We start from the raw sequence: 26685 nt of genomic DNA on the forward strand, positions 1-26685 counted from the left end.
GAGCTCAGGATGTCCAAAACGAATAAAAACGATGCAGATCAAAAGAATAAAAAAGGTTTTGATTCAAGCAAAATCGACTCTGAATTCAGCGGGGAAATCGGCAGCGCAGCAGCCAACCTTGCTCATAAAGAAAAAGCAAAAAAAGAAAAAGCAGCCAAAAATTTTGGCGAATATAAAGAATAATCGAAAGCCGGGACAATCCCGGCTTTTATTATTTTTATGCTTAACCTGAAAAAAATTAACTTTTTAAGGAAATTAAAAAGGAATTTTGAATAAGAAAATCGAATTTTGTTAAGTGAAATCGAACGTTCTGTAGACGAAGACCAACCTCCAGATAAGCTGATCTGTTCTTGATTCCTCGTCATTGCCGCATTACGCTCATTTTAGCCGTTCCATCCATCCCACCAGCAGGCAGGTACGTTTATCAAATGTGAAAAGGACATTAAGGGGGGCAATGCATGAAGCAGGAGACAGAAAGCGTATATCAAGTATTGCCGCAGGCGGAATTATTTGCAGTTATGAACGATAATGGAAGATTTCAATTCATGTCTTTGAACAGTGAAGAGCATTTGGGCTTTACCAGTGCAGAATTCATTGGAACTTCTTTGAAGGATTATGTCCATAAAGATGATTTGTTTTTAGTTGAGAGCTATTTTTACAACGAACACCACCTCCATCCATGCACGTTTCGTTTTTTATTGAAGAATGGAGCGTTTATTTGGCTTGAAGCAACTGTTGACTTTATCAAATCAACTTCAGGGAAAGAAAATCAGATCATCCTTAAGATTAGACTGCTTAAATCACACGAGCAGGAGTTCTTTTCAAAGCCCGTTCAAATGAATAATCCGCTTTTAATCGATGAGGCAAAGGAAATAAACATAAACGCAAGTGAATTGCTTAAGAGAATGCCATGCCCCTTATTTATCTCGCAAAAAGGTCAATTATGCTATGTGAATCAGGCTTTAATTGATTTGTTAGGGGGAAGCTCAAAGGAAGATCTGCTTGGGAAAGACGTGCTGGATATTATCGATCATGATTATCATGACATTGTCAAAAACCGCATTCAAAGAATGCAGCGGGGGGCGTATGTCGGCCAGATCGAACAAACATGGAGAAGGCTTGACGGGTCTCCTGTTGAAGTCGAGATAAAGGCAGCACCTGCTGTTTTTAATAATCAGCCTGCAGAACTTGTTGTCCTTCTTGATATTTCTTCAAGGAAAAAGTTTCAGAAAATCCTGCAAAAAAGCCGAGAGCGGTATCAGCTGCTCATTCAAAACTCCATCGATACGATTGCCGTCATACACGGGGAAAAGTGGGTGTTTATTAATGAATCGGGTGTAAAGCTTTTTCAAGCAGATGATTATCCTGATATGCTCGGAAAAAACATCTTTTCTTCTCTCGATCCGGAATATCATGAGCAAGTAAAAGAAAAATTGCAAAACATAGTTCATTTGAGAACGGATGTTGAAGTAACAAAGCAATCATGGCATACATATAAGAGCAGCACAATCTATACGGAAATGGTCTGCATCCCAACGACATATTTTGGCGAACCTGCTGTTCAGGTTATTTTAAGAGACATCTCGGATCGTAAAAAAGCAGAGGAGTTAATGCTTCGTTCAGAAAAATTGTCCGTTGCAGGACAGCTTGCAGCAGGAATAGCCCATGAAATCCGGAATCCGCTGACAGCAATCAAAGGGTTTTTGCAGCTCATGCGTTCTGAAGGAAAAGGGGAGATGACCTACTTTGACATTGTCTTCTCCGAATTAAACCGGATTGAACTCATCTTGAGCGAACTGCTTATGCTTGCCAAACCTCAGGAAAGAGTCTTGAAGCAAACAAATTTATTAACACTGATTCAGGATGTTGCAACTCTTCTTGAAACACAGGCTATCATGAATAATGTCATGATTGTACATCAGCACCCGCATGATCAGATGAGCATCAATTGTGATCAGAATCAAATCAAACAAGTCTTTATCAATTTAATAAAAAATGCAATAGACTCCATGCCTAATGGCGGGAAAGTGACGCTGTCCTCCAGGCAAGAAGGTGACTATATACTCATGAATGTAAAAGACGAGGGTGAGGGTATTCCGGCTGAAGTGCTGAAAAAAATTGGCGAGCCATTTTTTACAACGAAGGAAAAGGGAACAGGTCTTGGCTTAATGATCACATATAAAATTATTGAAAACCACAAAGGCAGCATGTCCATTGAAAGCGAGTTTGGACGGGGCACTGTCTTCACATTGAAATTGCCATCGGCTGAAGCCGAAAAAAACTAGCCAGTGATGCCTCAGGGCATTCTCTGGCCAGTTTTTATTTTAGGACTTATATAACTCGGGTAACAGCCTACCTTAATGATGACAGATACTTTTCCATACGATTCAATGCCTGCTCAAGCTGTTCATAGCTGCAGGCATAGGAAATCCGGATAAATCCTTCCCCGTATTTTGAAAAGGCGGTTCCAGGAACAACCGCAACTCCTCCATCTTTTGCCAAAGAATAAGCAAAATCAAACGAAGAAACATTGAATTGCTTGATGCTCGGAAAGATATAAAAGGAACCATCGGGTTTAACGGTTTGCAGACCCATGCTTACCAATCGTTCATACACATAATTCATCCGTTTTTCGTACTCCTCATTCATTGGAACAGCATCATTAATCCCATCAGTAAGTGCTTGATATGCCGCTTTTTGAGAAATAGAAGAAGCGCAGGAGACATTATACTGATGTACTTTTAAAACATGCTTTGCAATAACAGCAGGAGCATATAACAGACCGATTCTAAACCCTGTCATACTGTGGGATTTGGATAATCCATTGATGACGATGGTCTGTTCGGGCAAGAATTTGGCAATTGAATGATGCTTCCCGTTAAAAACAAGCTCACTGTAGATTTCATCCGAAAGAACAAAGATATCCCTGCCCCTGATGACATCGGCTATTTTCTTCAGCTCATCCTCGTGCAAAGTCACACCCGTTGGATTGGAAGGATAAGGAAGGACAATGCAGCGGGTATTTTCCGTTATTTTCAGTTTGATTAGTTCAGCCGTTAACCTGAAATCATGGTCAGCAGTATCAACATGAACAGGTACTGCTCCGCAAAGGGAAATAATCGGTTCATACCCAGGGTAAACAGGGCCCGGCAGGATTACTTCACTGCCTTCTTCAAGGATTGCCCTGAAGGAAATATCTATGGCCTGGCTGGCCCCGGACGTCACGATAATTTCATTATCCGGATCATAAACTAAATCATATTTCACTTTAATAAAGTCAGCAGCTGCCTTCCTGAGTTCTAAATACCCCGCATTGTGAGTATAGGTCGTGAAATTTTCATCTATTGCTTGAATTGCTGCTTCTTTTACATGAGCAGGGGTGAAAAAATCAGGCTGTCCGATTGTAAGCGAGATTGTGTCCTCAAATTCAGAAACCATATTGAAAAACTGCCGTATCCCCGAAATTTGAATATTCTTCACGTTTTTATTAATGAGATGTTCCATCTTGTTCATCCTTTTTATATGTAGTTCTTTTACCATCATACACAATTATTCCGCGTATATCATCCTTTCTTTATGTGTTTAGGAACATAGATTAGGGGGAATGGAAGAAGAATAAAATTCATAGCAAACAGAAAAGATGTGACATAATGATACGTACACTTGCCGTTCAATCAACTGGAGCAGTCATTTATGACCTGCCGCTAAAAGAATTAAAAAATCCCGACATCAAATGGTATTGGGTGGACTTTCAGGATCCGACAGCAGAAGAGACGAAGCTGTTAAGCAAGTTTTTTAAATTTCACCCGCTTGCCATTGAAGACTGTGTGGAATTTGTTCAGAGACCAAAAATAGATACATATGATACCTGCCTATTTGTTGTCATGCATTCGATTCAGCAAAAAACATTAGAAGCTGAAGAGCTGGATCTTTTTGTAGCAAAAAATTACGCTGTAACCTTTCATAAAAGATCGATTCGTGATTTAAATAATATTTGGTTCAAACTAAAAAAAGACTCTCTTCTTCAGGAAGGCGGGCCATCACTCTTAATGCATCAGCTGATGGATCAGCTTGTGGATGAATATTTTCCGCCTGTTTACAAGCTTGAAGATCATTTAAACGAGATAGAGGAGAACACAAAAGACTTGACTATCAGTGAATTAATGGAAGGCGTTTTTGATATCCGAACAGATTTGTACATGCTGAGAAGAACAATCATTCCAATGCGCGATTTATTGTACCGCATCATCAGCTCAAGCAGCTTAAAGGCCTATATAAAAGATGAAATCTACTTTCAGGACATATATGATCACCTTTTGAAACTAGTCGAAATGATTGATGCCAACCGTGAGCTCAGTGCGGATATTCGCGACAGTTATCTATCAATCAGCTCTGACAGAATGAACAGAGTCATGATGACGCTGACCGTGATTTCGTCCATTTTTCTCCCCCTCACATTTATTGCAGGGCTCTATGGCATGAATTTTCAATATATGCCGGAGCTGACCGGAAAATATAATTACTTTATTGTTGTCGCCATTATGGTATTCATTGCAGCCGGCATGATTTACTTCTTTGCAAAAATGGGCTGGTTCAGGTATCACAAGGGCACTAAACTATAAAGCAGCCGTCATAATTTTAAGATCGTAAACGAATTCTTTCCTATAGAATACAAAGCAACCGGAGTGATCCCATGCAAATTGATGAAACCCTGCTGACAGATGAGGAAAAACAGATTGTGAAAAAATTGAACCAGGAGATGTTCTATGCCGTATCCTATGAACATCTTACCTTTTATAAAAATGAAATCAATTCGATTCTGAATCAAGCATCAAGAAGAAATTCGTTTCTGACGAAAATGAAGGAAAGAATGAATGAACCAAGCTGCCTCTAAGGCAGTTTTTTTTTTAGAAAAGATCAGGTCAACATAGTATAATAAAGGAAATGAATCAAAAGGCGGGATGAGCGTGAAGAGAATTGCTGTAATCGGCCAATCTGGAGAAATTCCCGAAGACATTCAATTAATAAGTGAAGAGGTTGGAGCAGAAATTGCATTGAGAAATGCAGTGCTGCTGACTGGCGGCGGCAGCGGCGTGATGGAAGCAGCATCGAAAGGGGCAAAAGATGCAGGCGGACTTGTTATCGGCATTCTTGCAGGAGATGAAACACACGTTGCCAATGACTATCTGGATGTTCCGATCACAACCGGCTTGTCCTTTGATTACCGAAGCTTAATATTAATTCATTCGTCAGACGCCATCATAATGATTCGGGGCGGAAACGGAACGCTTGGAGAACTGTCAGCCGCATATATGAACAAAAAGCCTGTTGTCGTCATCGAAACATCCGGCGGATGGGCGGCCAAAGTAAAAGAAGTGGCCTTTGAAGGCGCCTATCTTGATGAGAGAAGAACCGTAGAAATTCACTATGCAAACACCGCAAAAATGGCTGTAGACAGAGCATTCTTGCGAATTGAACATCCTCTAGATGAAGGGAAGAATACCGGAATCATCGGAGATTAAAAAATCAGACCCGTGTGGTCTGATTTTTTGTATTCCGCTTTTCTCATTGCCCAGCTCCACCTCCTAGACCCCCGGCCAGAACAAATTCCCTCAGGAAAGTCAAACCCGGACTTTTCGGATGAATTCTTATCTGTCTGTCGGGTCTAAACGAGTGGTCTGTTTTTCATGATGTCTAGCTCCACCGCCCAGCTCCTCGGCCAGAACGGCTCCGCCAGTAAAGGCAAAAAGCGCCTTTTCTGTCGGATCCTTATCTGTCTTTCGGAGCTAAACGGGCGTTTCCGCTTTTCACATTGTCCAGCTCCACCTCCTAGCCCCTCGGCCAGAACGAAATCCCTCAGGAAAGTCAAACCCGGACTTTTCAGGTGAATTCTTATCTGTCTGTCGGGTCTAAACGAGTGGTCTGTTTTTCATGATGTCTAGCTCCACCGCCCAACTCCTCGGCCAGAACGGCTCCGCCAGTAAAGGCAAAAAGCGCCTTTTCTGTCGGATCCTTATCTGTCTTTCGGAGCTAAACGGGCGTTTCCGCTTTTCACATTGTCCAGCTCCACCTCCTAGCCCCTCGGCCAGAACGAAATCCCTCAGGAAAGTCAAACCCGGGCTTTTCGGGTGAATTCTTATCTGTCTGTCGGGTCTAAACGAGTGATCTGTTTTTCATGATGTCTAGCTCCACCGCCCAACTCCTCGGCCAGAACGGATCCGCCAGTAAAGGCAAAAAGCGCTTTTTTGTCGGATCCTTATCTGTCTGCCTGCGCTAAACGGGCGTTTCCGCTTTTCTAATTGTCCAGCTCCACCGCCCAACTCCTCGGCCAGAACGGATCCGCCAGCAAAGGCAAAAAGCGCCTTTTCTGTCGGATCCTTATCTGTCTTTCGGAGCTAAACGGGCGTTTCCGCTTTTCTTTGTTAACGGCAAGAGAATGAAGCAATTCGCTGAGTATCTATGCCGAAGTAGACCCATCTGAATTGGCGTGGTCTCCATCTGTATCCTGCAACAGATGTTCTGCCTACAAAGGTTGGGTAAAACCAAAAACTTCTGCCGTTGTTCAGCCAAACGTACGTATACCTGAACAAACAGCCCCTGATGGCTCCTGGATCAACAGCATACAGGGAAGGTGATTGCTGGGGAATATAACTTGGCGGCGGTCCTGTTGGTCCCTGTCCCTGTCCTCCTCCAAATCCAGGCGGGGGTCCTGGCGGCATTCCGCCTCTTGGTCCAAATCCTCCGCCTGCCATTCCGCTGAAAACTTGACGATCATATGGATAATACATATTCACATTCCTCTCCTCATTAGCCTACACAAACACAATATGCATGAATGTATGAGGGAGTGATTGTGTAATTTCACAAGAAATAATTGGGGACCTTACAATTAATCTCTAAAAAAACCCTTCAATGTTTGATTCATTGAAGGGTTTTTATTTTCCTATTGTCCAGCTCCATCGCCCAACACCTCGGCCAGAACGGATCTGCCAGCAGGAGCTAACCGGGCGATTCCGCTTTTCCTAATACCCGAAATCCCAATCCATCTGTGCCTGCCAGACGGTAAATTGAATTTCGGAGCATTTGATTTCCAGGTCATTTATTTTATAGCTGCATGTACCGCAGCCTGATTGCTTTTTTAGTTCTGCATATTTTTCTTCAGGTACATCCTCTAAGATTGTTATTTCTTGATTATGATGAAACAATAAAACGGTTCCCACCGAAAAAACACCTTCTTTTAAATTGATAGAACGAGCTTGAAAACACAGGTTGTATTTTACCATGTTTACGGCCGTGTTCTAACAAATATAAGAAGATGTCATAAAATCGCCCAAATCGAAATCGTTTACAGGAAATTTACAGTTGTTTTTTTCATCTTATAGTTGAATCGATTGATGCGTATTGCTCTGTAACAAGTGAATAGATTTTTTTATAAAAAATGGTTTGGCAGTAATACCGGTACTGAAGGATAGAGATTTGTAGTCTGCTTCTTTTGCAGTTTCTTCAAGTACCTGAAGAAGAGAAATAAAAATATTTGATATTTCCTGCTGATTTCCATGCAGGGCAAAAGGAAATCCCGTAAAAAGGGGATGATATAAATTAGACGCGCTGGATAATTCCTCGAGAATCTGCTTGTGAAACTGCCGGTGTACCTAAGCTGATGCATTAGACTAGTTTGACCATTTTAGCAATGATTTTACTTTGTGATCCATGTTTTAAAAGACAGGGAAAGAAAAGATTATGAATGTTTATTATAATCCTTTCAATTTTTTATTATATCCTGTAAAATAAAGTGTTTGAAAAATATTTCCTTTATGGGGGAAACTAAGTGTTATCTATTATCAAACCTCTGCTTGTTAACATTACGATATTATTTTCACTGACCTTTAACGCAAACCTTTTTTTCCCTTTTAATACAAAGCTGAAGGCATCTGTAAAACAAAGGGTCATATACGGATTGATCAGTGCTTTTGGGGCCTTGCTCTGTATGGCCTATCCCATAGAAACGCTTGGAGAGACTTATTTTGATTTAAGAATGGTCTTTGTCCTGATTACAACCCTTTATTCAGGCTGGATTTCAGGTGGAATTGTCCTTATTGTAACATGTCTTGCAAGATATTTGATCGGGGGAGATTTCTACCTGATCGGCATCATTGTCACTCTGACAGCCTTTTTAATGGGGCTCTTGTTCAGAAAGTATTTTTTCCAGTCAGAATTGAAATACATAAGCGGGACGATTGTAGTTGGTGTCTATTTTCTTTTCTATATTTCAATCATCTATACGTATATTAACTTTCTGGAATTTCAATTTTATTTAGTCTACTTTTTGGCGTTTTATCTTTCCTGCTTGTCTATGATTTTTATCATTGAAAGTTTGATTAAAACCAATAAGCAATTCGATGAAATGGTTTATGTGGATAAACTGACGACAATTGGCCAGATGGCAGCTGCCATTGCTCATGAAATCAGAAATCCAATCACAACGGTCAGAGGATTCATTCAATATATCCAGCAGGATACAAAGGATGATAATTTAAAGAAATTTTCTCCCTTAATTCTGGATGAATTAGACCGGACCAATAAAATCATCACGGACTATTTACAGCTTGCAAAACCGCATCATCATGCATTGACAAAAATAGAAATCGATCGTGTTTTAGAAGACATTATTCAGCTTTTAAAACCGCTTGGATCTTATTCAAATGTAACTTTTTCTTATCAAAGCGAAGAAAAAAGCTCTGTATACGGCGATATTGCACTTTTGAAGCAATCTTTAATGAATGTGATTAAAAATGGAATTGAAGCCATGGAACATGGCGGCGAGATTCAAATTACGAAAAAAACAAATTATATGAACGGTACAGTGATCATTGTCGTTAAAGATACAGGAAAAGGCATGACAGAAGAAGAGCTGCAGCATTTAGGCCTTCCATTTTATACGACAAAATCAAAAGGCACAGGCCTGGGTTCCATGATTACGAATCGGCTCATCCGTGAAATGAAGGGCACGGTAGAATATGAAAGCGAGTTTGGAAAAGGAACAACTGTGACAATCAGCCTTCATTTGTTCCAATAAGAAGGAGAAACGTACGTTCGCGGAGAAGTGAGCATCAGGGGGGGATATTTATGAGAACAATTGAAGAAATGAAAAATCATTATAAAAACTTTGATTCCTGGGTGCTGTCGTTAAAACAGCTGAGTCATGAAGAATGGCTTCATCCTATTGATGATGGGAAATGGTCTTCTGCAGAAATCATCTCTCATATCATTGCCTGGGACAGGTTTACGTTAGATCAGAGACTTGGAAAGCTTATGGGAAATGACGTACTGGATCCTTTTCCTGATTTTCAAAGTATAAATGATCGGGCAGCGGAATATGCAAAAAGCGGTGTGACTAAGGATGAGCTGATTGATGAATTTATTCAGGTTCGCTCTGCTGCAGTTGAGGGCTTTCTTACATTTGAAGAGGAAGTACATCAGTTTCACTTTAAAATTGGGAATCATCCATTTACAATTGCAAGCTATATGGATGATTTTATAGGACATGATCTCCACCATAAAGCTCAAATTGATGCCTTCCTCGCAAAAAACGAAAGCAGCGGGATTGCATGACCGATTTTCTGATCCAGGCACTTGCTGCTGCCGGTGCGATTTTTTTGTTCAGTGCTGTTTTGATCTTTATAAAAGTGAAAAAATAAGCAGAAGAAAACCGCTCAATCGATGAGCGGTTTTCTTGTATTCAGCGGACGATTCCGCTTTTCTATTTTCCAGCTCCGCTCCTAGCCCCTCGGCCAAAACAAATTCCCTCAGGAAAGTCAAACCCGGACTTATCGGGGGAATTCTTAACTGTCTGCCTGCGCTAACCAGGCGGTTCCGCTTTTCATTGTCCAGCTCCGCCTCCTAGCCCCTCGGCCAGAACAAATTCGCCCAAAAAGTCAAACCCGGACTTTTCGGGCGAATTTGTTCTGTCTGCCCGAGTCTTACCAGTCGGCTCCGCTTTTCTAAATTGTATGTGTAATGAAATTTGCAAGGAACAGTAACGCGATAACGTATAAAGGCAGCGCTACTTCTCTTGAACGCTTCATGACCATTTTTAAAATCGGGTAAGCAATAAATCCAAAAGCCATTCCATCTACAATGCTGTAAGTGAGTGGAATGAGAGCGATAATCAGGAATGCTGGAAAGCTTTCCGTAAAATCTTTTAAATCGATGTTTTGGATATTCTGAATCATCAATCCGCCGATTAGAATTAGAATAGGCGCAATGGCACTGTCTGGAATCATTTTGATATAAGGCAAAAAGAACAATGAACTTAAAAACAGCAAACCGGTTGTTATCGCTGTTAAGCCTGTTCTGCCGCCTGCTGAAATTCCAGCCGCAGTTTCCACTGTACTGACAGTAGGACTTGTGCCGAATAGCCCTGCGGTAATGGCAGATATCGCATTTGCCCGAAGCGAGCCTTTGTATCTGTCAGGTCTGTTAATCATGTTAACATGTCCGTGAACAAGTCCGATGTTTTCAAAAACGATGACCATCGTCAGTGAGAAAGTCGCTGTCCAAAAGGCCAGATCCGTTATTTTTTCAAAAGACATCGCGCCAAATACTTCAAAATATGCGCCGATTGAAAATTGAGATGCTGCACCCTGTGTGCTGTTATTAATTAACCCAAATCCGGCAGCGATGGCTGTACCAAGCAGAATGCTGATTAAGAAATTGCCTGGAATGTTTCGTGCAAATAAAGTAATCGTAATAAGCAAAGTGATCAGTGTGACAATCACATGGGGATCAGTAAAATCGCCCAATTTCACAAATGTCGTGTCGCTGCCTGTTACAATTCCGCCTTTTTGGAGACCAATAAATGTAAGGAAAATACCGATTCCAACAGTTATGGCTTCCTTCAGCGAATTTGGGATAGAAGCGCTGATAATGCCTGATAGCTTTGTAAACGCAACGATGGCGAAAAGAATGCCGGATACAAAGACAACTGCAAGTCCTTCCTGCCATGAAAGTCCCATCGATCCGCAGATTGTGTACGTAAACAGTGCATTAACACCCATTCCGGGAACAAGAATGATGGGGGTATTTCCAATAAAACCCATCAAAATGCATCCTGCAAATGAAGTTAAGATGGTTGCAATGATTCCTGCTTCAATCGGTATACCGGCATCAGCGAGAATCGCTCCATTTACGACAACAATGTACACGATTGTAAAGAAGGAAACAATTCCTGCAAGCAGCTCTTTTTTGACAGTCGTGTCATGTTGCTTAAGCTGAAAGTACTTATGCAATTTTTAAAACCTTCCTTGTAAAGTAACCCTCGACCCAACCCGTACAATCGGCAGAAGCCGATTCACATATAGCATTATATCAAGCCGGGGGACTTTGTGCATTATCTTTATTTGTTCTTTTTTGAAAGCCGGCAACTGCCTTCATATTAAATATTTGTAAATAAGCAGGGAGTTTCTGTTCAGGTAAAGAATTTACTATGAGTACTAACTAAACCATGGTATGGGGGAACTTGTATGGCGCAATTAGAACAGCAGCCTGATGCGTTAAAAAAACACCAGAGAGTGTGGCATCTTTATTTTTCCCTGCCCATCTTGTCATGGGCGCTGTATGATTTTGCAAACACAATCTTTTCTTCAAACATAACGACCATCTTTTTTCCTTTTTATCTGCAGGAAGTGATAGGTGAAAATGAACGCTTGGATCAAATTGCAAGCACATTTATTTCGTATGCAAATGCGGCTGCAAGCTTTTTCCTTGTTCTTTTTTCACCGCTGTTCGGTGTGATGATTGACAGATCTGGCAGAAAAAAACGATACATTTTTCCATTTACTCTTATTGCTGTTGCCTGCACTATTTTAATGGGGATCTTCGCAATGACAAGTTTTCCCCAGACCATATTTGGACTCCCCTTGGTATTAGTGTTTGTTATTTTGCTGTTTATCATTGCGAAATTTTTTTACCATTCAAGTTTGATTTTCTACGATTCAATGATCTCGGATTTAGGTACACAGAAAGAAATTCCTTTAATTTCAGGTTTTGGAGTTGCTGTGGGGTATGTTGGGACACTCGTTGGACTTACTGTGTATCCATTTATAGGAGACTCAGGCTATCATCATGCGTTCATACCGACAGCTATGATGTTTCTCATTTTTTCCCTTCCATTATTTCTATTAGTAAAAGAAGAGCCGGTTTCGCAGGATCAGAAAAAGTCCTCGTTCATAAGCGGCTATAAAGAAATTTATCAAACATTTAAAGATATCCAGACACACCGTGCGGCTTTTTTGTTCATGATTGCGTATTTCTTTTTAAACGATGCAATCGCTACAGCCATCACGATGATGGCAATTTATTCAAAAGCAATTGTCGGTTTTTCATCAGGCGAGTTTATTCTTCTCTATCTTGTCTCGACAGTCGCAAGCATTGCAGGTTCATTTATCTTTGGATATATTACGAAGTACGTTGGCACGAAAAGAAGCATTACGGCAGTCGCCCTTGTTCTCCTGATCGCTCTGGCATTTGCAGCGTTTGCTTTCAATCCGCTCATGTTCTGGATAGCTGGATGTTTATTTGGGGCAGCCCTTGGTGCAATGTGGGTCACATCGAGGACCTTTATAGTTGAACTGACTCCAAAGGAGAAGAGAGGCCAATTTTTTGGGCTGTTTGCTTTTTCCGGCAAAGTGTCATCTATTGCAGGACCGCTTCTGTACGGGACGATTACGCTGGTGCTTGCTGATTACGGTGATCTTGCAAGCCGAATTGCCATTGGATCTCTTATGATCCTTGCTTTAATCGGGCTTGTGGTTCATTCATTTGTTCCACATGAGAATAAGTAGCTGATTCCATAATAATCACTGCTGTCTATATATGGATGGGAGAGACACTCATAAAAGGATCCAATGTAAGGAACCCGCTTGGGTGTTGATTCTGCCAAAAAGCTTGAGTGCGTCTCAAGCTTTTCCCTGTTTTTCTTTATAAAAAAGAAGACAGTCCGATAATAAACCTATAACGGATATTTTTACGGAGAGAGGGAGAATACAATGCAGCAAACGGACATCTTATTAGAAAGCGGAACAAATGAACTAGAGATCGTCGAATTTACAGTTGCAGGGCTGAAATTTGGCATTAATGTAATAAAAGTAAAAGAAATTATTCAGCTTCAAAGCATGACAAAAGTGCCCCATGCTCATCCAAACGTGGAAGGGATAACTGAGCTTAGGGGAGAAGTCTGCCGGTAGTAGATGCGGCAAGCATAAGGGCCAAAAAGTTGGAGCCGATGCTCAAGTCAGTAAATCTGAGATTACTGAACTGGTTACTTTGATTGATCAATATATTCTTTAAAAATTGCGCAGGTGAATCACAATGAATTTAACGGATAAAGCAAAACGTTTCGCAGAGGGAGCACATGAAGGGCAGGTCCGCAGGCTAGACGGGGGACCATACTACACCCACGTGGAAAACACAGCGCTTATTCTCTTTAAAGCAGGATTTAGGGAAGAGGTTGTTGCAGCTGGCTTTTTGCACGATACCGTGGAAGATACGGAAACATCAATAGTGCAAATCAGAGATATATTTGGCGGGGATGTAGCCTCTCTTGTTGCTTTTAATACCGAGGATAAATCACTGACTTGGGAAGAACGGAAGCAGCATACCATTCTGTCAGCCAGTCATGCGGGCATCGAGGAAAAAGCGATTTTAGCTGCAGATAAGCTGGACAATCTACTGAGCCTTCTGAAGGAACACAGAAAGCATGGCGATGATATCTGGAGAATGTTTAACCGCGGAAAAGACAAGCAGGCATGGTATCACCGTTCTATTTCTGAAAATCTTTTTAAGAACCTCGAACCAAAAGAGATCCCGAGTTTTTTCTTTGTTTACAAACGCCTTGTTAATGAGTTTTTCAGCGAATAAATGATATGAATGCACTAACGAGATAAGGAGCCTGATCCGTAAATGGATCAGGCTCTTTTCGTTATAGGGTCAGTAGCTTTCGCCCAAACGTTTAAAAACAGGTTTTTTATATGTAGGAGAAGGTTTTTTAGGAGCTGATCCAGTTGGTGATGTTTCCTTTATGCCGACATATTGCTGCAGCAGCGCTTTAGCTTTTGCTAAAGGTAAATGTATTTTTGGGTTCCGGTACGTTTGATTCAGTGAACCAAGATGTGGGAGGTTTTCGAAGTCATCTTTTGTGGGAGGCATATGGAAATAATATTCTCCTGCAGAGACAAGTACATCTGATTGCTGTTTGCTGTTTTTGGGATTATTGGAAAAGTGAAGACCTTCCTTTTTTGCCCTTCCCTCAGTAAGCAGTTTATGAAGTGCACGCTTTTTAAGGGTATATAAAAACTTAGGATCCGGAGCTGTTTTTGCATGGCGGTTAACAATATAAATCGCTTTTGCAATATTTTCAGTTGTCGGCTTTAATGGCTGGTTTCGATTATGATCGTCCATTCTTTCTCTCCTTTGCAGGTTATGTATGCTTAATCTAAATTATACGTTTTCATGTGTAAAATGCAACCTATTCAAAAAAAGCGGACATTTCCTGAATACGAAGGAGTGCTCAATATATTACGGGGCAAGAGAATCTGGTAAAAGCGGCTGCCTCCCTCCCTCACGCCGCTTAAACAGATTTTGATTCTCTTTGGCAGTCCATTACATTCAGAAAAAGCTCTGCAAACACCGGATCCCACTGTGATCCTTTTCCTTCTTCGATAATGGACAGCGCTTTTTCAGCCGGCATTCCGCGTCTGTACGGCCGGTCAGATGTCATGGCATCATAAGCATCTGCAACGGCCATAATTCTTCCGTATAAAGGAATGTCATCGCCCCTGAGCCCTTTAGGATAACCCATGCCGTCATACCGTTCATGATGATACTTAACACCGGGGATAAGCGGCTCCATCATTTCCCCAGGCTGAACATTTGATAAGATGCCTGCACCTATGACGGGGTGCTTCTTAATTTCTTCGAATTCCTCATGAGTTAATCGTCCTTCTTTCAGCAAGATGCTGTCCCTGATGCCGATTTTTCCTATATCGTGAAGAAGGGCGGATTTCCGGAGGGTGTCCAGGCTTTCTTCGCATAAGCCTGTTATTAATTTAGAAAATTCATCAGAATACACTTCATTTCTATAGGAAAGGTGTCCTTGTTCAACCTCTGGCATGCCGAACTGGAGCTTCTCGATCGGTTCAGATATATTTTTGAACAATAAAAAAGCACCGAACACGGCGAACAAGACAGATACGATTAAGATGAAAATCGCCCAGCTCCAATATTCGGATAAAAGAGATACCGCATTTTCCTGAAAACGAATTTGTGTCGCAAGCGTAAATAAGAGGAGAGGAAAGACACCAATATAAATCGCGCTGTAAAGCACCTTCTGCTGAATGGATATATGTATTTTTGCTTCTGATGTTAAATCTGCCCTGTGAAGCATCAGCGCTTTGTTTCTAAGAGTGATCAACAATGGTCTGACCGCTTTTGAAGATAAGAAAAACTCAATAATGCCGTGCATTCAGGCAATCAGGACCGCACCAACTGCTGCGAGGAGAGTATAGTAAAGCGGCAAGCTAAGCAACTCCGTCTGGATAAACAATGCTGCGAGCAGGACAGCAGGGATGGATAGACCGAAGAGATGAGGTCCGAAAATCCGGCACACGGAAAGCGATGGAAAACGATGTGCTTGCCAGAAAGCATTCTCAATGGCTTCAATTGAGAGATCCCCATTTTTAAATACCCGCCTGATGGGATTTATATGCTTTCTTAATACAATCCATTCACAAAGCACCATGCAAACAATGGATATACTTAGTGTAAACAGCAGAATTCCTATTTCAAAAGAAGAAATGACTAAAGTGGAAAACATGAACAAAGAGCCGATTCCAAAGACAGCAATAAAAGATCCAATGAAATAATTGATCAGCAGTTTTTTTAAGAATTCTTTATATGTATTCAGACAGGGACACAACCTTTAAAGTTAGACTCACCTTATATATCGGCCATTAATCCGAAAATTTAACAGTCCGCAATTGAAAGGGGTAAAAGAGGGAAAATAAAAAAGACAGCAAATGCTCTATGCATTGCTGACTTTTAAGAGATATGAACTTGTCCTTTTCTTGTTGAAGCAAGACGAGTTCTTTTAGCTTGAGAATATTCGAGCTCCCTGCTCAGCTTTGGCAGGGTGAGCGCGTAAAAAAGGAAGACCAGCAGAATAACGGTTGCCATGCCGTAATAGAGATACTCAATATTGCTGATGATCTTCGGGAAAAGCACGGCAATCATCCCAAGCGTAATCGATTGTGCGAACATCATGAGAGGATCTATCCAGCCGCTGACCCTTCCCATCAGCTTAGGATGCACAATTTTCGGCATCCAGCCGCCAATTGCTATATTTATAGGACCAATGCATGTCCCAATAATAAAAACAGTAGCTAAAAAAATACCCAAATGATCTGTCAAACCTAATATATAAATCAAGATGCCGCTCAGGAAAATCGGGTAAATCATCATCTGATGCGGTTTAAATTTAGAAGAGATCAATGTCCCAATGCCGCTTCCGGCAAGAAGACCAATCCCAAGTGAAATCGCAAAGTATGAAGCATATTTTTCATAGTTATCAGGTGACAATTCATACTTCATCGTAAAGATTGGCAAAATGGCAAATGCTCCGTTAACAAATCCAAAAACAAAAAATCCAAAAATCAGAGAAGCTAATAGCTTATTTCTCGCAATATAAAGAATTCCATCCTTGAAGTCTCTATACGAGGATCCAATGCTGAAATCTTTCCATTTTAATTTGCCATTTGGCAGCCTTGCTTCCATTGGTATTTTACATCTGCGAATAAGAATAGCAGAAATCACAAAACTGAAAAAATCAACTGCAACAGCACCCTGAAGTCCTATTGTTTTATAGGCAAGGGCTCCGAGTCCTACACCAAATACCATGAAAATACTGAACAGCATTTGATTCAGGCCTGCTGCCTGTGCATATTGTTCTTTGTTTAAAATGCTTTGAACAAGACTTGCTTCTGCAGGATAGAAAAACTTGGTAACGGCACTCCGCAGAAATAATAAGAAAAACACGAGCGGAATAGAATTCAAGAATAATGAGCCAAAAAGAAGGACTGTAAGAATGGCTCTGATCCAATCACAATTTTCAGCTACTTTTTTTCGGTCAAATCTGTCTGCAACCACCCCGACTAAGAAGAAAACAAATAAAGTCGGCAGGGAATACATAAGCTCCGCCATGGTTGCGAAAGAAGGCTGATGGCTGAACCGGTCAAGCAAATAAAAGGCAAAAGCCATATTTCCGATCGTCGTGCCCATTTGTGAGGACAAGGCAGCAAAAAAGAGCTTCACAAAATTTCTGTTTTCAAAGATTTTCATAACACAGCCCCTTATTTTGCAGGATATCGGTCACAGTAGTTATTATAATAGAAAAAAGTATATATTAATATGATGTTTTTGTAAAAAAATTACTGGTGCTTAATTGGGACGTATGATAACCCTTGTACCGTTTGGAACAATCGAGCCGAGTTCAAGAACATCTCTGTTTTGCATCCGGATACATCCCCTTGAGACTGCTTTGCCGATGGAGCTTGGATCATTTGTGCCGTGAATCCCATAATGAATTTTAGACAAACTCATCCAGAGCACGCCGAAGGGCCCGCCTGGATTCGGTACGCGGTTTACTATGACAAAATCACCGATAGGTGTACCGCTCAATATTTTTCCGACAGCAATCGGATAAACTTTCATTACTTGTCCGCTGCGATAAAGAGTCAGCGTTCTCTTTCCAACTGATACTGAAATCGAGTAGGGTATTGAAGCAGGCTCAGGCAGCCCCGGGATGATAATAGTCTGGCCAGCAAGCAGTACGCTTGGATCAGCAATCTGGTTCGCCCTTATAAGAACTGCAGGACTGATCCGGTAATTAAGCGCAATTGTGTTAAGTGTTTCACCGGGTTTTACTAGATGAACCATACATAAATCACCGCTTTTACATAATTTTGACTGTTTATGTTACAGCTTATGTCTGGACAGTTTGTTTGTTTCCCGGCCGCGATAGATGCGAGAACGAAATGCTGTGGTATAATTTTTTGTATATTCAGAGGAGTTGAACAGAATTGATTAAAGAAAAATATGCCATTATCGATATTGGTTCTAATACAATGAGGCTTGTCATTTATCAGCGCGATAAAAGTCAGCGTTTAAAAGAAGTTGAGAATGTTAAAATTGCGGCACGGCTCCGTAATTATTTAAATGATGACTCCTTCTTAAATGACGAAGGGATCAGCGTTTTAGTTTCATCTCTTCACAGTTTTCAGGAAGTCACAAGGCATCATGATCTTAAAAATGTAAAATGCGTTGCTACCGCGACAATCAGACAATCAGAAAATAAAGAGGCCATTTTGAAGAAGGTTCAAGAAGAAACAGATTTTTCAATCCGCATTCTGTCTGAATATGAGGAAGCCTATTACGGGTTTTTGGCGGTTGTCAATTCCACTCAGATTATCAGCGGGATTACGGTTGATATCGGCGGGGGAAGCACGGAGATTACATACTTTGAAAATAGAGAACTCATTCATTATCACAGTTTTCCGTTCGGTGCTCTTTCCCTAAAAAAATATTTTGTGAAGCAGGAGATTCCGACTGAAAGAGAATTGGCTGAGTTAAAGCAGTTCCTTGCAAGGGAATTTCATTCGCTGCCATGGCTCGCAAACAAGGAATTGCCGATTGTTGCAATCGGGGGAAGTGCCAGAAACATTGTGCAAATACACCAGGCTATGCAGGAATATCCTCTGGCAGGGGTTCACCTTTATGAAATGACTCATAGGAATCTGACAGATGTCCAGCACTTTTTATCTACTTTGTCTCTTCATGAACTTCAAAGAGCGGAGGGGTTATCAAAAGACCGCGCTGACACAATCATCCCTGCTGCTCAAGTTTTTACAGTCTTGTATGAGGTCGTCCGTGCCGACAATTTCATTTTAAGCAGAAAAGGGCTTAGAGACGGCGTTTTTTATGAGGACTTGACTGGAGGGACTGGATCGGCCATTTTTCCTAGTGTCATTGAGGAAAGCTTTCATGAACTGCTCAGTGATTATGATATTGATCTTCACCATGTCCAGTATGTAACCAAAATTGCTCTGAAACTGTATTCAGACCTTGCTGAAACAGGATTGCTCTCGTACTCGGATGATGATATTCTTTTAATCAGAAGAGCATCGTTTGTCTATAATCTCGGCCAGTATATTGATTCAGAATCCAGCAGCCAGCATACTTTTTACTTGATTGCCAACAGGACAATAGATGGCCTTCTCCACAAGGAAAGGCTGCAGCTGGCGCTGATTGCTTCATTTAAAAGCAAGTCAGCATTTAAACAATATGGAGAGCCTTATAAGCACTGGTTCTCTAAAGTGGAACAGCGGAATATGATGCTGCTAGGCGCGATCATCAAACTTGCCTACAGCTTAAACGCAACGAGAAGAGATATCGTAAAAACGCTGAAACTTGCTGAAGATGATGATCATGTAAAATGCACAGTCATCTGTGACGGGAATTATAGTCCTGAGGAATATCAGGCGGAAAAGCAAAAGAAGAATTTAGAAAAGATCTTGAAGAAAAATATTGTGTTTCATTTTCAGAATGAAAGCTGAGAGCCTCCTCTCCGTCAGAGTGGATCCGCCGAAAAGGTCAATTCATGACTTTTATGGCGGATGCTCAAACTGGCTAATCTACCCTTAATGCCTTCACTTTTCTTGAAATATATTTACAAAAACCACATAAAATATTTACAATGAATTTACATCTCCATCTTTTACAAGTGCTATCATAACAGGTGAATCCAAATGACTAATTTAAAAGGGTGACTTTTCACATGAGCACATTAAACATCGATCAGACATTGCTTGGTAACCCTATTTATTACAACAACCGCGAATTGAGCTGGCTTGCTTTTAATAAAAGAGTATTAGAAGAAGCCATTGATGAACGAAATCCCCTGCTTGAACGGCTGAAATTTCTTGCGATTTTCAGCTCCAACCTCGATGAGTTTTTCATGGTGCGGGTCGCAGGACTTAAGGACCAGGTGAAAGCAGGCTTCAGCAAACCCGAAAACAAAGCGGGACTCACCCCTAAGCAGCAGCTGACACAAATTGCCGAACAAAATCACTCGCTTGTTGAGCTTCAAACCCGCACATTCAATGAGTTGATCTTGCCTGCTTTAAAAAATGAAGGCATCACGTTTGCTACGGTCAGCAGTTTATCTCCTCAACAAAAAAAGATCATAGAGAAGTATTTTGACGAACATATCTTTCCTGTTCTAACTCCAATGGCTGTTGACGCATACCGGCCATTTCCTATGCTTCTGAACAAGAGCCTCAATCTTGTCATAAAACTGGAAGATCAAAACGAATCAATTGAATACAGAATGAAAACCGCTATAGTTCAAGTGCCTGCTGTTTTAGAGCGCTTCGTTTCCATCTCTCCTTCAGGAAGAGGACATGAATACGTTCTGCTGGAAGATATTATTGCCCATTATATTTTTAAACTTTTTCACGGATTTGACGTTCTTTCAGTCACCCCGTTCAGAATTACACGCAATGCAGATATGACTATACATGAAGAAGGCGCCAGGGATCTCCTTAAGGAAATTGAAAAGGAACTGAAGAAAAGAAAATGGGGAGCAGCCGTTCGTCTGGAAGTGAGAAAGGATTTCTATGATTCTCAAATGATGTCATATCTTCTTGAAGAATTAGAGATTCATAAAGGCGATGTTTATGAGATTGACGGGCCGCTCGACTTCACTTTTTTATTTGGGTTTTATAAAGAGCTCAGCGCGGGCTTTGATCATCTTACATATGAAACATTCATACCTCAGCCTCCCAAGGATTTATCCTCAGATGATGATATCTTTGAAGTTGCAGCGTCACAGGATTTATTTTTGCACCATCCTTATGAATCATTTGAGCCTGTTATTGATTTTGTTCTGGATGCGGCAGATGATCCTGATGTGCTGGCCATCAAACAAACTCTCTATAGAGTAAGCGGCGGTTCGCCAGTTATTGAGGGGCTGAAACGGGCAGCGGAAAAAGGAAAGCAGGTGACCGTGCTCGTTGAACTGAAAGCCCGCTTTGATGAAGAGAACAATGTTCAATGGGCAAAAGAACTTGAAAAAGCTGGCTGCCATGTTATTTACGGGATGACATACTTAAAAACACACAGCAAGATTACACTGGTTGTGAGGCGGAAAAATAACCGCATTGAGAGATTTGTCCATTTAGGAACAGGCAATTACAATGACCAGACCGCAAAAATCTACACGGATATGAGTTTAATCACTTCTAATCATGAATACGGAATTGACGCTACCAACTTTTTTAATTATTTGAGCGGTTATACAGAAAAACCGGAATTTCACCATATTTCAATTGCTCCATTTGACATTCGAAGCGACTTTTTAGACCTTGTCGATCATGAAATCGATTATCATAAGCACCATGGAAATGGAAGAATCATTGCAAAAATGAATTCTCTTACAGACAAAATGATTATCATGAAGCTGTATGAAGCATCAAATGCAGGTGTCAGCATTGACCTGATTGTAAGAGGCACTTGCTGTTTAAGACCAGGCATTAAAGGTGTAAGCGAAAATATTAAGGTGCGGAGTATTGTAGGAAGATTTCTCGAGCACAGCAGAATCTATTATTTTCATCATAATGGTGAGGGAAAATTGTACCTCTCCTCTGCAGACATGATGACCAGAAATATGGAAAAGCGGGTTGAAATTTTATTCCCTATCTTTGACGGCAGCATTAAATCAAGAATTTCAAACCTCTTATCCATCATGCTGACAGACAATGTAAAGGCGCGCGAACAAGATTCTTCAGGGAACTACCGTTATGTCTCAAGAATAGCAGATGAACCTGAAATAGACAGCCAGGCAATCCTTGCCCAGCTTTCATACCGGGTATCGGAAGACGAAGAATAATGAAAAAGAGTGAGGTTTTAAAGAACTTCGTGTGGTACTATTAGGGAAAATGAGATAAAAGCAGGACGAAGTATATGCCCAAACTTGAAGTGGTTGCTGAAGGAATCGAAACACAAGAGCAATACGCTTATTTAAAAGCATTAAATTGTCAAATAGGCCAGGGATATTTCTTTTCCAAACCATTGCCTCCTGATGAAATTGAGCAAAGATATCTTAAATAAAAAAGGCGCTGGTTTAAAACCATGCGCCTTTAGCTTTTTATTAACGTAAAAACAGTAATTTCAGGCACTGAAAAAAAGCGATAAGGAAGTCTTGTGGTACCGAGGCCCCGATTCACATAAAGCTTCATAGAGTCCACTTCATACAGTCCTTCAGTATATACGGATGCGAAGGGAGGCGTGATCAGGGGGCCATAGAACGGAAGCTGTACTTGGCCTCCGTGACTATGTCCTGATAACTGCAGGTCAACAGAAAACTGTTTTGCCTCAAGTGCTGCATCAGGCTCATGTGCCAGCAGAATTGTAAAGAGCCTGCTGCTTGCATCCGTAAACGTTTGATTAAAGTCAGGTCTCCCAAGCATCATATCATCTATTCCCGCAACAAAAACGGAAGATCCATCAAGCAATGAGATCCGTTCCCCTCTATTTTTCAGCAGTTTAAAATTTGAATTTTTCATGATGGTTTCATATACAGCAGTCCCATATCCGCCATGATCATGGTTCCCATAAATGGCATACTTCCCAAGCGGAGCTTTCAATCTCCTAAGAACAGGCGAAATTTGATGCAAATATCCGTACTGATTGGGTTTATCTATAAGATCACCTGTGAAAAAAATGACATCTGGAGACAGCTGGTTTATTTTATTCACAATCTTAACGAGCTGATTGATAGAATATTCTTCACTGAGATGGATGTCGCTGAATTGGACGATTTTCACCCCTGAAAAAGAGGATGGCAGCTTTGTGCTGCTAATTTCTACTTCCGTTGTTTGGATAAGTTTGGGTTCAATGTATCTGGCGTAGCCATAGCCTCCAAAGGCTGCAAGCAAAGTGGCGGCTAATGATGCAAACAATCCTCTCAGGAAGGCTCTTCTTGTAATATCTTTTGTCACAGCGGCTCCTCCTCCGTGATATTTCTTTATTAAACCATTGAATATACAGATGAATGTACAGAAATTTTAATCGGAATTTAGCGTACTCTTTTACTATTACTAAATAATAGTTGAAATAGTTAGAAAATAGAAGGATTATATGATAAAATATGAATGGTCATTCATTTTTGGGGGTGCAGTTGATGAAGGATAAGGTAATTATTGTAACAGGCGGATCAAGCGGGATGGGAAAAGCGATGGCAGAAAGTTTTGCCAGACAGGGTGCAAACGTTGTGATTACCGGCAGAACAATTGAAAAATTAGAGGCTGCCAAAGAAGAGATGATAGGTTTAGAAGGAAAGATTATTCCTTTTCAAATGGACGTTCGTATACCAGAAATGTCAGAGGAACTGATCCGGAAAACAGATGAAGCATTCGGACATATTGACGGTCTTGTCAATAACGCAGCAGGCAATTTCATTTGCCCGGCAGAACAGCTTTCCGTCAATGGATGGAACTCAGTCATCAACATCGTGCTGAATGGGACGTTCTACTGCAGCAGTGCAGCGGGCAAGTATTGGATTGAGAAACAGCAAAAGGGAGCCATTCTTAACATGGTTGCTACATATGCATGGGGAGCAGGGGCGGGAGTCATTCATTCTGCTGCTGCAAAGGCAGGAGTGCTTTCTATGACAAGAACGCTTGCTGTAGAATGGGGAAAAAAATATGGAATCCGTGTAAACGCGATAGCTCCTGGGCCTATTGAAAGGACAGGCGGAGCAGATAAGCTCTGGCAGTCAGAAGAAGCTGCAAAGAGAACGCTTCAAAGTGTGCCGCTTGGCCGCTTAGGAACTCCTGAGGAAATCGCATCACTCGCATCATTCCTCTTATCAGATGCTGCCGGGTATATTAATGGCGAGTGCATTACAATGGATGGGGGCCAATGGCTGAATCAGCATCCTTTTTAATATCTTAAAGAAAATGGATTCTCCTTTTCAGCAGGAGAATCCATTTTTACTTTAGCGTCCGAACCCATGCGAATGTGGTATAATCATACAAAAACAGAGAGAGAAAGTGGGGAATGGCATATGGATCCTTTAGATATTATGACAAACTTAGAGCACGTAAAACCGTTCTATCAAGCCATTTTCAGCGCAGACGAACAAAAGGTGATCGGGTACGAAGTACTTGGGAGAATCCAAATGGGAAAGGAAATTAAAAGTCTCGGACCTTTTTTTAAGGATGAATCCATTCCCGATGAATACCGATTAGAAGCAGATAACTATATCTTACATATGGCACTTGATGCTTTTCTTTTAACTAATGATGACACGCTTATTTTTATTAACCGTGATGCAAATTTATTAATGCTTGACCACGGAGAAAGCCTGCTGAATCAATTATTTGAATGGAAAGAAAAAGGCGGAAATCTTGAGAGAATTGTCATTGAAATAACTGAGCACACGTTTACAGGCGACATTCAGCAGCTGACGCATGTATTCACTTATTACCGTACATACGGCATTAAAATAGCTGTTGACAACGTTGGAAAAGCAAGCAGCAATCTTGACCGGATCGGCATGCTGATGCCGAATATCCTGAAAATTGATCTTCAGCCCCTCAGATTAACTTCACCCCTGCAGACGTATCAAGACGTTTTATACTCCCTTTCTCTTCTGGCGAGGAAAATAGGGGCTACTATCCTGTACGAAGAAATTGAGGTCAATTTTCAATTTCAATATGCCTGGAAAAATGGAGGCCGCTACTTTCAAGGGGATTACCTTCAGACTCCTAAAGATGAATTAATTGAACCATATATGATAAAAGAAAAAATGACCCGGGAATTTCACGGTTTTATCCAATATGAAAAAAAGAAGCTTCAGCAATTTTATGAAATCTCAGAAGCGTTTCATCAAAAAGTGCACCTGTTAATTTCAAAAGAGAATAAGCCGGGCATTCAGTTTGATGAGCTGATCACGAAGCTCTCAAATGAACTTTCAGATTGCTGCTTCAGGATCTATATTTGTGACGGCGACGGATTTCAGCAATCAGGAAATATTTTGAAGATTGACGGAGCATGGCAATTTCAGCCTCACTATTACATGAAAAACTGGAGCTGGAGACCTTATTTTCTTGAAAATATCTTGAAAATGCAAATCAGAAAAAAAGGATTTTTCAGTGATTTATACAGCGACATCGAAACAGGCGAGATCATTCGGACCTTCTCCTATCCAATCGATCAGAAGCACTATCTATTCTTGGATTTGCCGTATTCATACCTCTACGAAAATGAAGCCCTTTTGTAATAATTTCTTTGCGTTGTGTCATTCTAATAAGAAAAGCGGAATCCCCAGTAGTGTATCGGAAAGACCGCTTAGTATAAGTTCTTAAAAAGAAGGAGTGACACAATGGATAAATTCACGATGGCTCTCGCTATTCTCGCTTTTATGATTGTCGCGGGAGGACTTCTCTATACGTTGAGCGTGGGAAGACTGGTAGAAGCAAGGAAAAGTGAAATAGATACTCCAATAAATGAAAAGATTCAAAAGCATCCTTATCTTCGAAATCCAGTTTTTCTGACTTGGATCTTTTTTTTAGGGTTTTTATTACTTTTTATTTTTTATCTGGCTTATACAAGATCCTGGTAAAACAGCGGCATTTGCTGCTGTTTTTTTATTGATTTAAAATTTAAGGATTATCCTTTTTTTATAAGGGTAAAGAATAATATAAGAGAAATTGTCAAAATATGATGGTATTTTGTGGATGAAAGTTGAGTTGAAACGACAATTAGTCTGATAAAATTTAGAGAATAAGACATACGATGTGAAAAAAAGGTGGGAGGATAAAAAATGAAATTCATTTCAAGCACAATCGCCGCACTTATTTTGTTTTTTGGTTTTGGACATGCAGGCTCTGCACAGTCATCGTTTGATCAAGAAGAGGCAGCTGACCTGACAAGGGAAGCTGCTCAGACCCAGCTCACTCTTACGGAAAATGAGCGCTCACTTGAAGAAATCGAAAAAGCATTAGATCCATACTTTACGGATAAATTTATTGATGGGTATATGAAAGAAAATGTTCACAAAGGTGAAGAAAAATATATCGTGTACGGCAGTGATTTCACACCATTCGGCATTCCATTTTTTAATTACGAAGAAAACATGAAGTTTGGAAGTGAAAACAGGAAGCTAAAGCTTTATCAATTTTTCCCGGCTGAAGAAGAAGGACCTGTCAGCTATGATGACCATTTTGAAACAGTTGAATTTATTGAGGAAGACGGAACCTATAAAATTTCCTCCATTCATTACTCTGAAGAAGAGCCGAAAGCTGAAGCAATTGAAGAAAAAAAGGAAGATGATTCAGCGATTAACGTAAGCATGCTTATCTCGAACACGCTTACGGACTTAAAAGAAGCTGAACCTTTTCAAGATAATAAGGAACTTTCCTTTTTGCGGACATCCTATTTTGAAGCCAAAACCTTTTTAACTAATTATTACCAGCCGCAAGCTGATTTTGCCTATTACGGGGAGTAATACACAGGGACATCTTGTTTCTGTGTTTTTTTACGTTTAAATACTAACAGATTTAATTTGAAATG

26 protein-coding genes and 1 pseudogene are annotated in these 26685 nt (G+C 40.7%); 17 read left to right on the top strand and 10 right to left on the bottom strand.

What is annotated here, in order from left to right; genetic code table 11:
- Positions 1 to 9 precede the first annotated feature (9 nt).
- Both LIT25_09070 and LIT25_09075 read left to right on the top strand, forming a co-directional pair.
- The gene (locus LIT25_09070) at positions 10 to 183 is read left to right on the top strand and encodes a hypothetical protein (protein ID USK35420.1); all 174 of its coding nucleotides are present in this window, start codon (positions 10 to 12) and stop codon (positions 181 to 183) included.
- Between the two features lie 275 nt (positions 184 to 458).
- Positions 459 to 2285 (top strand): PAS domain S-box protein, encoded by a 1827-nt coding sequence (locus LIT25_09075; protein ID USK35421.1) that lies wholly within the window; start codon positions 459 to 461, stop codon positions 2283 to 2285.
- A gap of 67 nt (positions 2286 to 2352) precedes the next feature.
- On the opposite strand, the gene LIT25_09080 is transcribed toward LIT25_09075, so the two are convergent.
- Positions 2353 to 3504: an aminotransferase A gene (locus LIT25_09080; protein USK35422.1), complete on the bottom strand. Its 1152-nt coding sequence runs from the start codon at positions 3502 to 3504 to the stop codon at positions 2353 to 2355.
- A gap of 146 nt (positions 3505 to 3650) precedes the next feature.
- Between LIT25_09080 and corA the strand changes: the two genes are divergently transcribed.
- From corA to LIT25_09095, 3 genes are all read left to right on the top strand, one after another.
- Entirely contained in the window at positions 3651 to 4622 is a 972-nt protein-coding gene (gene corA / locus LIT25_09085) for a magnesium/cobalt transporter CorA (protein ID USK35423.1), read from the top strand.
- A 71-nt stretch (positions 4623 to 4693) separates the two neighbouring features.
- A complete protein-coding gene (locus LIT25_09090; protein ID USK35424.1) occupies positions 4694 to 4894 on the top strand; it encodes a hypothetical protein in 201 nt (66 codons plus the stop codon).
- A 67-nt stretch (positions 4895 to 4961) separates the two neighbouring features.
- Positions 4962 to 5522: a TIGR00725 family protein gene (locus tag LIT25_09095; GenBank protein USK35425.1), complete on the top strand. Its 561-nt coding sequence runs from the start codon at positions 4962 to 4964 to the stop codon at positions 5520 to 5522.
- Positions 5523 to 6422: 900 nt separating this feature from the next.
- On the opposite strand, the gene LIT25_09100 is transcribed toward LIT25_09095, so the two are convergent.
- Positions 6423 to 6752, bottom strand: a complete 330-nt coding sequence (locus LIT25_09100; protein ID USK36217.1) for a transporter — start codon at positions 6750 to 6752, stop codon at positions 6423 to 6425.
- A gap of 270 nt (positions 6753 to 7022) precedes the next feature.
- On the bottom strand, positions 7023 to 7220 hold the full coding sequence (locus tag LIT25_09105; GenBank protein ID USK35426.1) for a hypothetical protein: 198 nt from the start codon (positions 7218 to 7220) through the stop codon (positions 7023 to 7025).
- 608 nt (positions 7221 to 7828) lie between these two features.
- On the opposite strand from LIT25_09105, the gene LIT25_09110 reads away from it, so the two are divergent.
- Positions 7829 to 9076, top strand: coding sequence for an ATP-binding protein (locus tag LIT25_09110; GenBank protein ID USK35427.1), 1248 nt, complete (start codon positions 7829 to 7831; stop codon positions 9074 to 9076).
- Between the two features lie 50 nt (positions 9077 to 9126).
- On the top strand, positions 9127 to 9612 hold the full coding sequence (locus LIT25_09115) for a DinB family protein (GenBank protein USK35428.1): 486 nt from the start codon (positions 9127 to 9129) through the stop codon (positions 9610 to 9612).
- Positions 9613 to 10001: 389 nt separating this feature from the next.
- On the opposite strand, the gene LIT25_09120 is transcribed toward LIT25_09115, so the two are convergent.
- Positions 10002 to 11288 (bottom strand): NCS2 family permease, encoded by a 1287-nt coding sequence (locus LIT25_09120; protein USK35429.1) that lies wholly within the window; start codon positions 11286 to 11288, stop codon positions 10002 to 10004.
- A gap of 234 nt (positions 11289 to 11522) precedes the next feature.
- Between LIT25_09120 and LIT25_09125 the strand changes: the two genes are divergently transcribed.
- The 3 genes and pseudogenes from LIT25_09125 (at position 11523) to LIT25_09135 (ending at position 13917) form a co-directional block, all read left to right on the top strand.
- Entirely contained in the window at positions 11523 to 12842 is a 1320-nt protein-coding gene (locus LIT25_09125; GenBank protein USK35430.1) for an MFS transporter, read from the top strand.
- Between the two features lie 204 nt (positions 12843 to 13046).
- Positions 13047 to 13235 (top strand): annotated as a pseudogene (locus LIT25_09130) (chemotaxis protein CheW).
- Positions 13236 to 13368: 133 nt separating this feature from the next.
- Entirely contained in the window at positions 13369 to 13917 is a 549-nt protein-coding gene (locus LIT25_09135) for an HD domain-containing protein (GenBank protein USK35431.1), read from the top strand.
- A gap of 69 nt (positions 13918 to 13986) precedes the next feature.
- Here the strand turns inward: LIT25_09135 and LIT25_09140 are convergent, their stop codons facing one another.
- The 5 genes from LIT25_09140 to LIT25_09160 all read right to left on the bottom strand — a co-directional run bounded on the left by LIT25_09140 (position 13987) and on the right by LIT25_09160 (position 17988).
- Complete coding sequence (locus LIT25_09140) at positions 13987 to 14457, bottom strand: hypothetical protein (protein ID USK35432.1); 471 nt, start codon at positions 14455 to 14457, stop codon at positions 13987 to 13989.
- Between the two features lie 169 nt (positions 14458 to 14626).
- Complete coding sequence (locus tag LIT25_09145; GenBank protein USK35433.1) at positions 14627 to 15520, bottom strand: HD domain-containing protein; 894 nt, start codon at positions 15518 to 15520, stop codon at positions 14627 to 14629.
- Positions 15521 to 15973, bottom strand: coding sequence for a hypothetical protein (locus tag LIT25_09150; protein ID USK35434.1), 453 nt, complete (start codon positions 15971 to 15973; stop codon positions 15521 to 15523). It abuts the gene before it with no gap.
- Positions 15974 to 16095: 122 nt separating this feature from the next.
- The gene (locus LIT25_09155; GenBank protein USK35435.1) at positions 16096 to 17391 is read right to left on the bottom strand and encodes an MFS transporter; all 1296 of its coding nucleotides are present in this window, start codon (positions 17389 to 17391) and stop codon (positions 16096 to 16098) included.
- 99 nt (positions 17392 to 17490) lie between these two features.
- Entirely contained in the window at positions 17491 to 17988 is a 498-nt protein-coding gene (locus LIT25_09160) for a L,D-transpeptidase family protein (GenBank protein ID USK35436.1), read from the bottom strand.
- 143 nt (positions 17989 to 18131) lie between these two features.
- Here LIT25_09160 and ppx point away from each other — a divergent pair, with 143 nt between their 5' ends.
- The 3 genes from ppx to LIT25_09175 all read left to right on the top strand — a co-directional run bounded on the left by ppx (position 18132) and on the right by LIT25_09175 (position 22218).
- Complete coding sequence (gene ppx / locus LIT25_09165; GenBank protein USK35437.1) at positions 18132 to 19664, top strand: exopolyphosphatase; 1533 nt, start codon at positions 18132 to 18134, stop codon at positions 19662 to 19664.
- Between the two features lie 221 nt (positions 19665 to 19885).
- Positions 19886 to 21997 (top strand): RNA degradosome polyphosphate kinase, encoded by a 2112-nt coding sequence (locus tag LIT25_09170; protein USK35438.1) that lies wholly within the window; start codon positions 19886 to 19888, stop codon positions 21995 to 21997.
- A gap of 74 nt (positions 21998 to 22071) precedes the next feature.
- Positions 22072 to 22218, top strand: coding sequence for an EAL domain-containing protein (locus tag LIT25_09175; protein ID USK35439.1), 147 nt, complete (start codon positions 22072 to 22074; stop codon positions 22216 to 22218).
- 29 nt (positions 22219 to 22247) lie between these two features.
- On the opposite strand, the gene LIT25_09180 is transcribed toward LIT25_09175, so the two are convergent.
- Positions 22248 to 23108 (bottom strand): metallophosphoesterase, encoded by an 861-nt coding sequence (locus LIT25_09180; protein USK35440.1) that lies wholly within the window; start codon positions 23106 to 23108, stop codon positions 22248 to 22250.
- Positions 23109 to 23290: 182 nt separating this feature from the next.
- Here LIT25_09180 and fadH point away from each other — a divergent pair, with 182 nt between their 5' ends.
- From fadH to LIT25_09200, 4 genes are all read left to right on the top strand, one after another.
- The gene (fadH, locus tag LIT25_09185) at positions 23291 to 24055 is read left to right on the top strand and encodes a 2,4-dienoyl-CoA reductase (protein USK35441.1); all 765 of its coding nucleotides are present in this window, start codon (positions 23291 to 23293) and stop codon (positions 24053 to 24055) included.
- Positions 24056 to 24175: 120 nt separating this feature from the next.
- Complete coding sequence (locus LIT25_09190) at positions 24176 to 25393, top strand: EAL domain-containing protein (protein ID USK35442.1); 1218 nt, start codon at positions 24176 to 24178, stop codon at positions 25391 to 25393.
- Between the two features lie 102 nt (positions 25394 to 25495).
- Positions 25496 to 25735: a hypothetical protein gene (locus LIT25_09195; protein ID USK35443.1), complete on the top strand. Its 240-nt coding sequence runs from the start codon at positions 25496 to 25498 to the stop codon at positions 25733 to 25735.
- A 201-nt stretch (positions 25736 to 25936) separates the two neighbouring features.
- On the top strand, positions 25937 to 26620 hold the full coding sequence (locus tag LIT25_09200) for a DUF3993 domain-containing protein (protein ID USK35444.1): 684 nt from the start codon (positions 25937 to 25939) through the stop codon (positions 26618 to 26620).
- Positions 26621 to 26685 lie beyond the last annotated feature (65 nt).

The organism is Bacillus sp. F19, assembly GCA_023823795.1.
Taxonomy (GTDB): domain Bacteria; phylum Bacillota; class Bacilli; order Bacillales; family Bacillaceae; genus Bacillus_P.

What these genes read in the sequence shown, in the direction of transcription:
- LIT25_09125 (USK35430.1), top strand. Translation starts at nt 11,523, where the DNA reads ATGGCGCAATTAGAACAGCAGCCTGATGCGTTAAAAAAACACCAGAGA.
- LIT25_09090 (USK35424.1), top strand. Translation starts at nt 4,694, where the DNA reads ATGCAAATTGATGAAACCCTGCTGACAGATGAGGAAAAACAGATTGTG.
- LIT25_09080 (USK35422.1), bottom strand. Translation starts at nt 3,504, where the DNA reads ATGGAACATCTCATTAATAAAAACGTGAAGAATATTCAAATTTCGGGG.
- LIT25_09145 (USK35433.1), bottom strand. Translation starts at nt 15,520, where the DNA reads ATGCACGGCATTATTGAGTTTTTCTTATCTTCAAAAGCGGTCAGACCA.
- LIT25_09195 (USK35443.1), top strand. Translation starts at nt 25,496, where the DNA reads ATGGATAAATTCACGATGGCTCTCGCTATTCTCGCTTTTATGATTGTC.
- LIT25_09115 (USK35428.1), top strand. Translation starts at nt 9,127, where the DNA reads ATGAGAACAATTGAAGAAATGAAAAATCATTATAAAAACTTTGATTCC.
- LIT25_09200 (USK35444.1), top strand. Translation starts at nt 25,937, where the DNA reads ATGAAATTCATTTCAAGCACAATCGCCGCACTTATTTTGTTTTTTGGT.
- LIT25_09155 (USK35435.1), bottom strand. Translation starts at nt 17,391, where the DNA reads ATGAAAATCTTTGAAAACAGAAATTTTGTGAAGCTCTTTTTTGCTGCC.
- corA (USK35423.1), top strand. Translation starts at nt 3,651, where the DNA reads ATGATACGTACACTTGCCGTTCAATCAACTGGAGCAGTCATTTATGAC.
- LIT25_09070 (USK35420.1), top strand. Translation starts at nt 10, where the DNA reads ATGTCCAAAACGAATAAAAACGATGCAGATCAAAAGAATAAAAAAGGT.
- LIT25_09135 (USK35431.1), top strand. Translation starts at nt 13,369, where the DNA reads ATGAATTTAACGGATAAAGCAAAACGTTTCGCAGAGGGAGCACATGAA.
- LIT25_09160 (USK35436.1), bottom strand. Translation starts at nt 17,988, where the DNA reads ATGGTTCATCTAGTAAAACCCGGTGAAACACTTAACACAATTGCGCTT.
- fadH (USK35441.1), top strand. Translation starts at nt 23,291, where the DNA reads ATGAAGGATAAGGTAATTATTGTAACAGGCGGATCAAGCGGGATGGGA.
- LIT25_09075 (USK35421.1), top strand. Translation starts at nt 459, where the DNA reads ATGAAGCAGGAGACAGAAAGCGTATATCAAGTATTGCCGCAGGCGGAA.
- LIT25_09140 (USK35432.1), bottom strand. Translation starts at nt 14,457, where the DNA reads ATGGACGATCATAATCGAAACCAGCCATTAAAGCCGACAACTGAAAAT.
- LIT25_09190 (USK35442.1), top strand. Translation starts at nt 24,176, where the DNA reads ATGGATCCTTTAGATATTATGACAAACTTAGAGCACGTAAAACCGTTC.
- LIT25_09170 (USK35438.1), top strand. Translation starts at nt 19,886, where the DNA reads ATGAGCACATTAAACATCGATCAGACATTGCTTGGTAACCCTATTTAT.
- LIT25_09100 (USK36217.1), bottom strand. Translation starts at nt 6,752, where the DNA reads ATGGCAGGCGGAGGATTTGGACCAAGAGGCGGAATGCCGCCAGGACCC.
- LIT25_09095 (USK35425.1), top strand. Translation starts at nt 4,962, where the DNA reads ATGAGCGTGAAGAGAATTGCTGTAATCGGCCAATCTGGAGAAATTCCC.
- LIT25_09175 (USK35439.1), top strand. Translation starts at nt 22,072, where the DNA reads ATGCCCAAACTTGAAGTGGTTGCTGAAGGAATCGAAACACAAGAGCAA.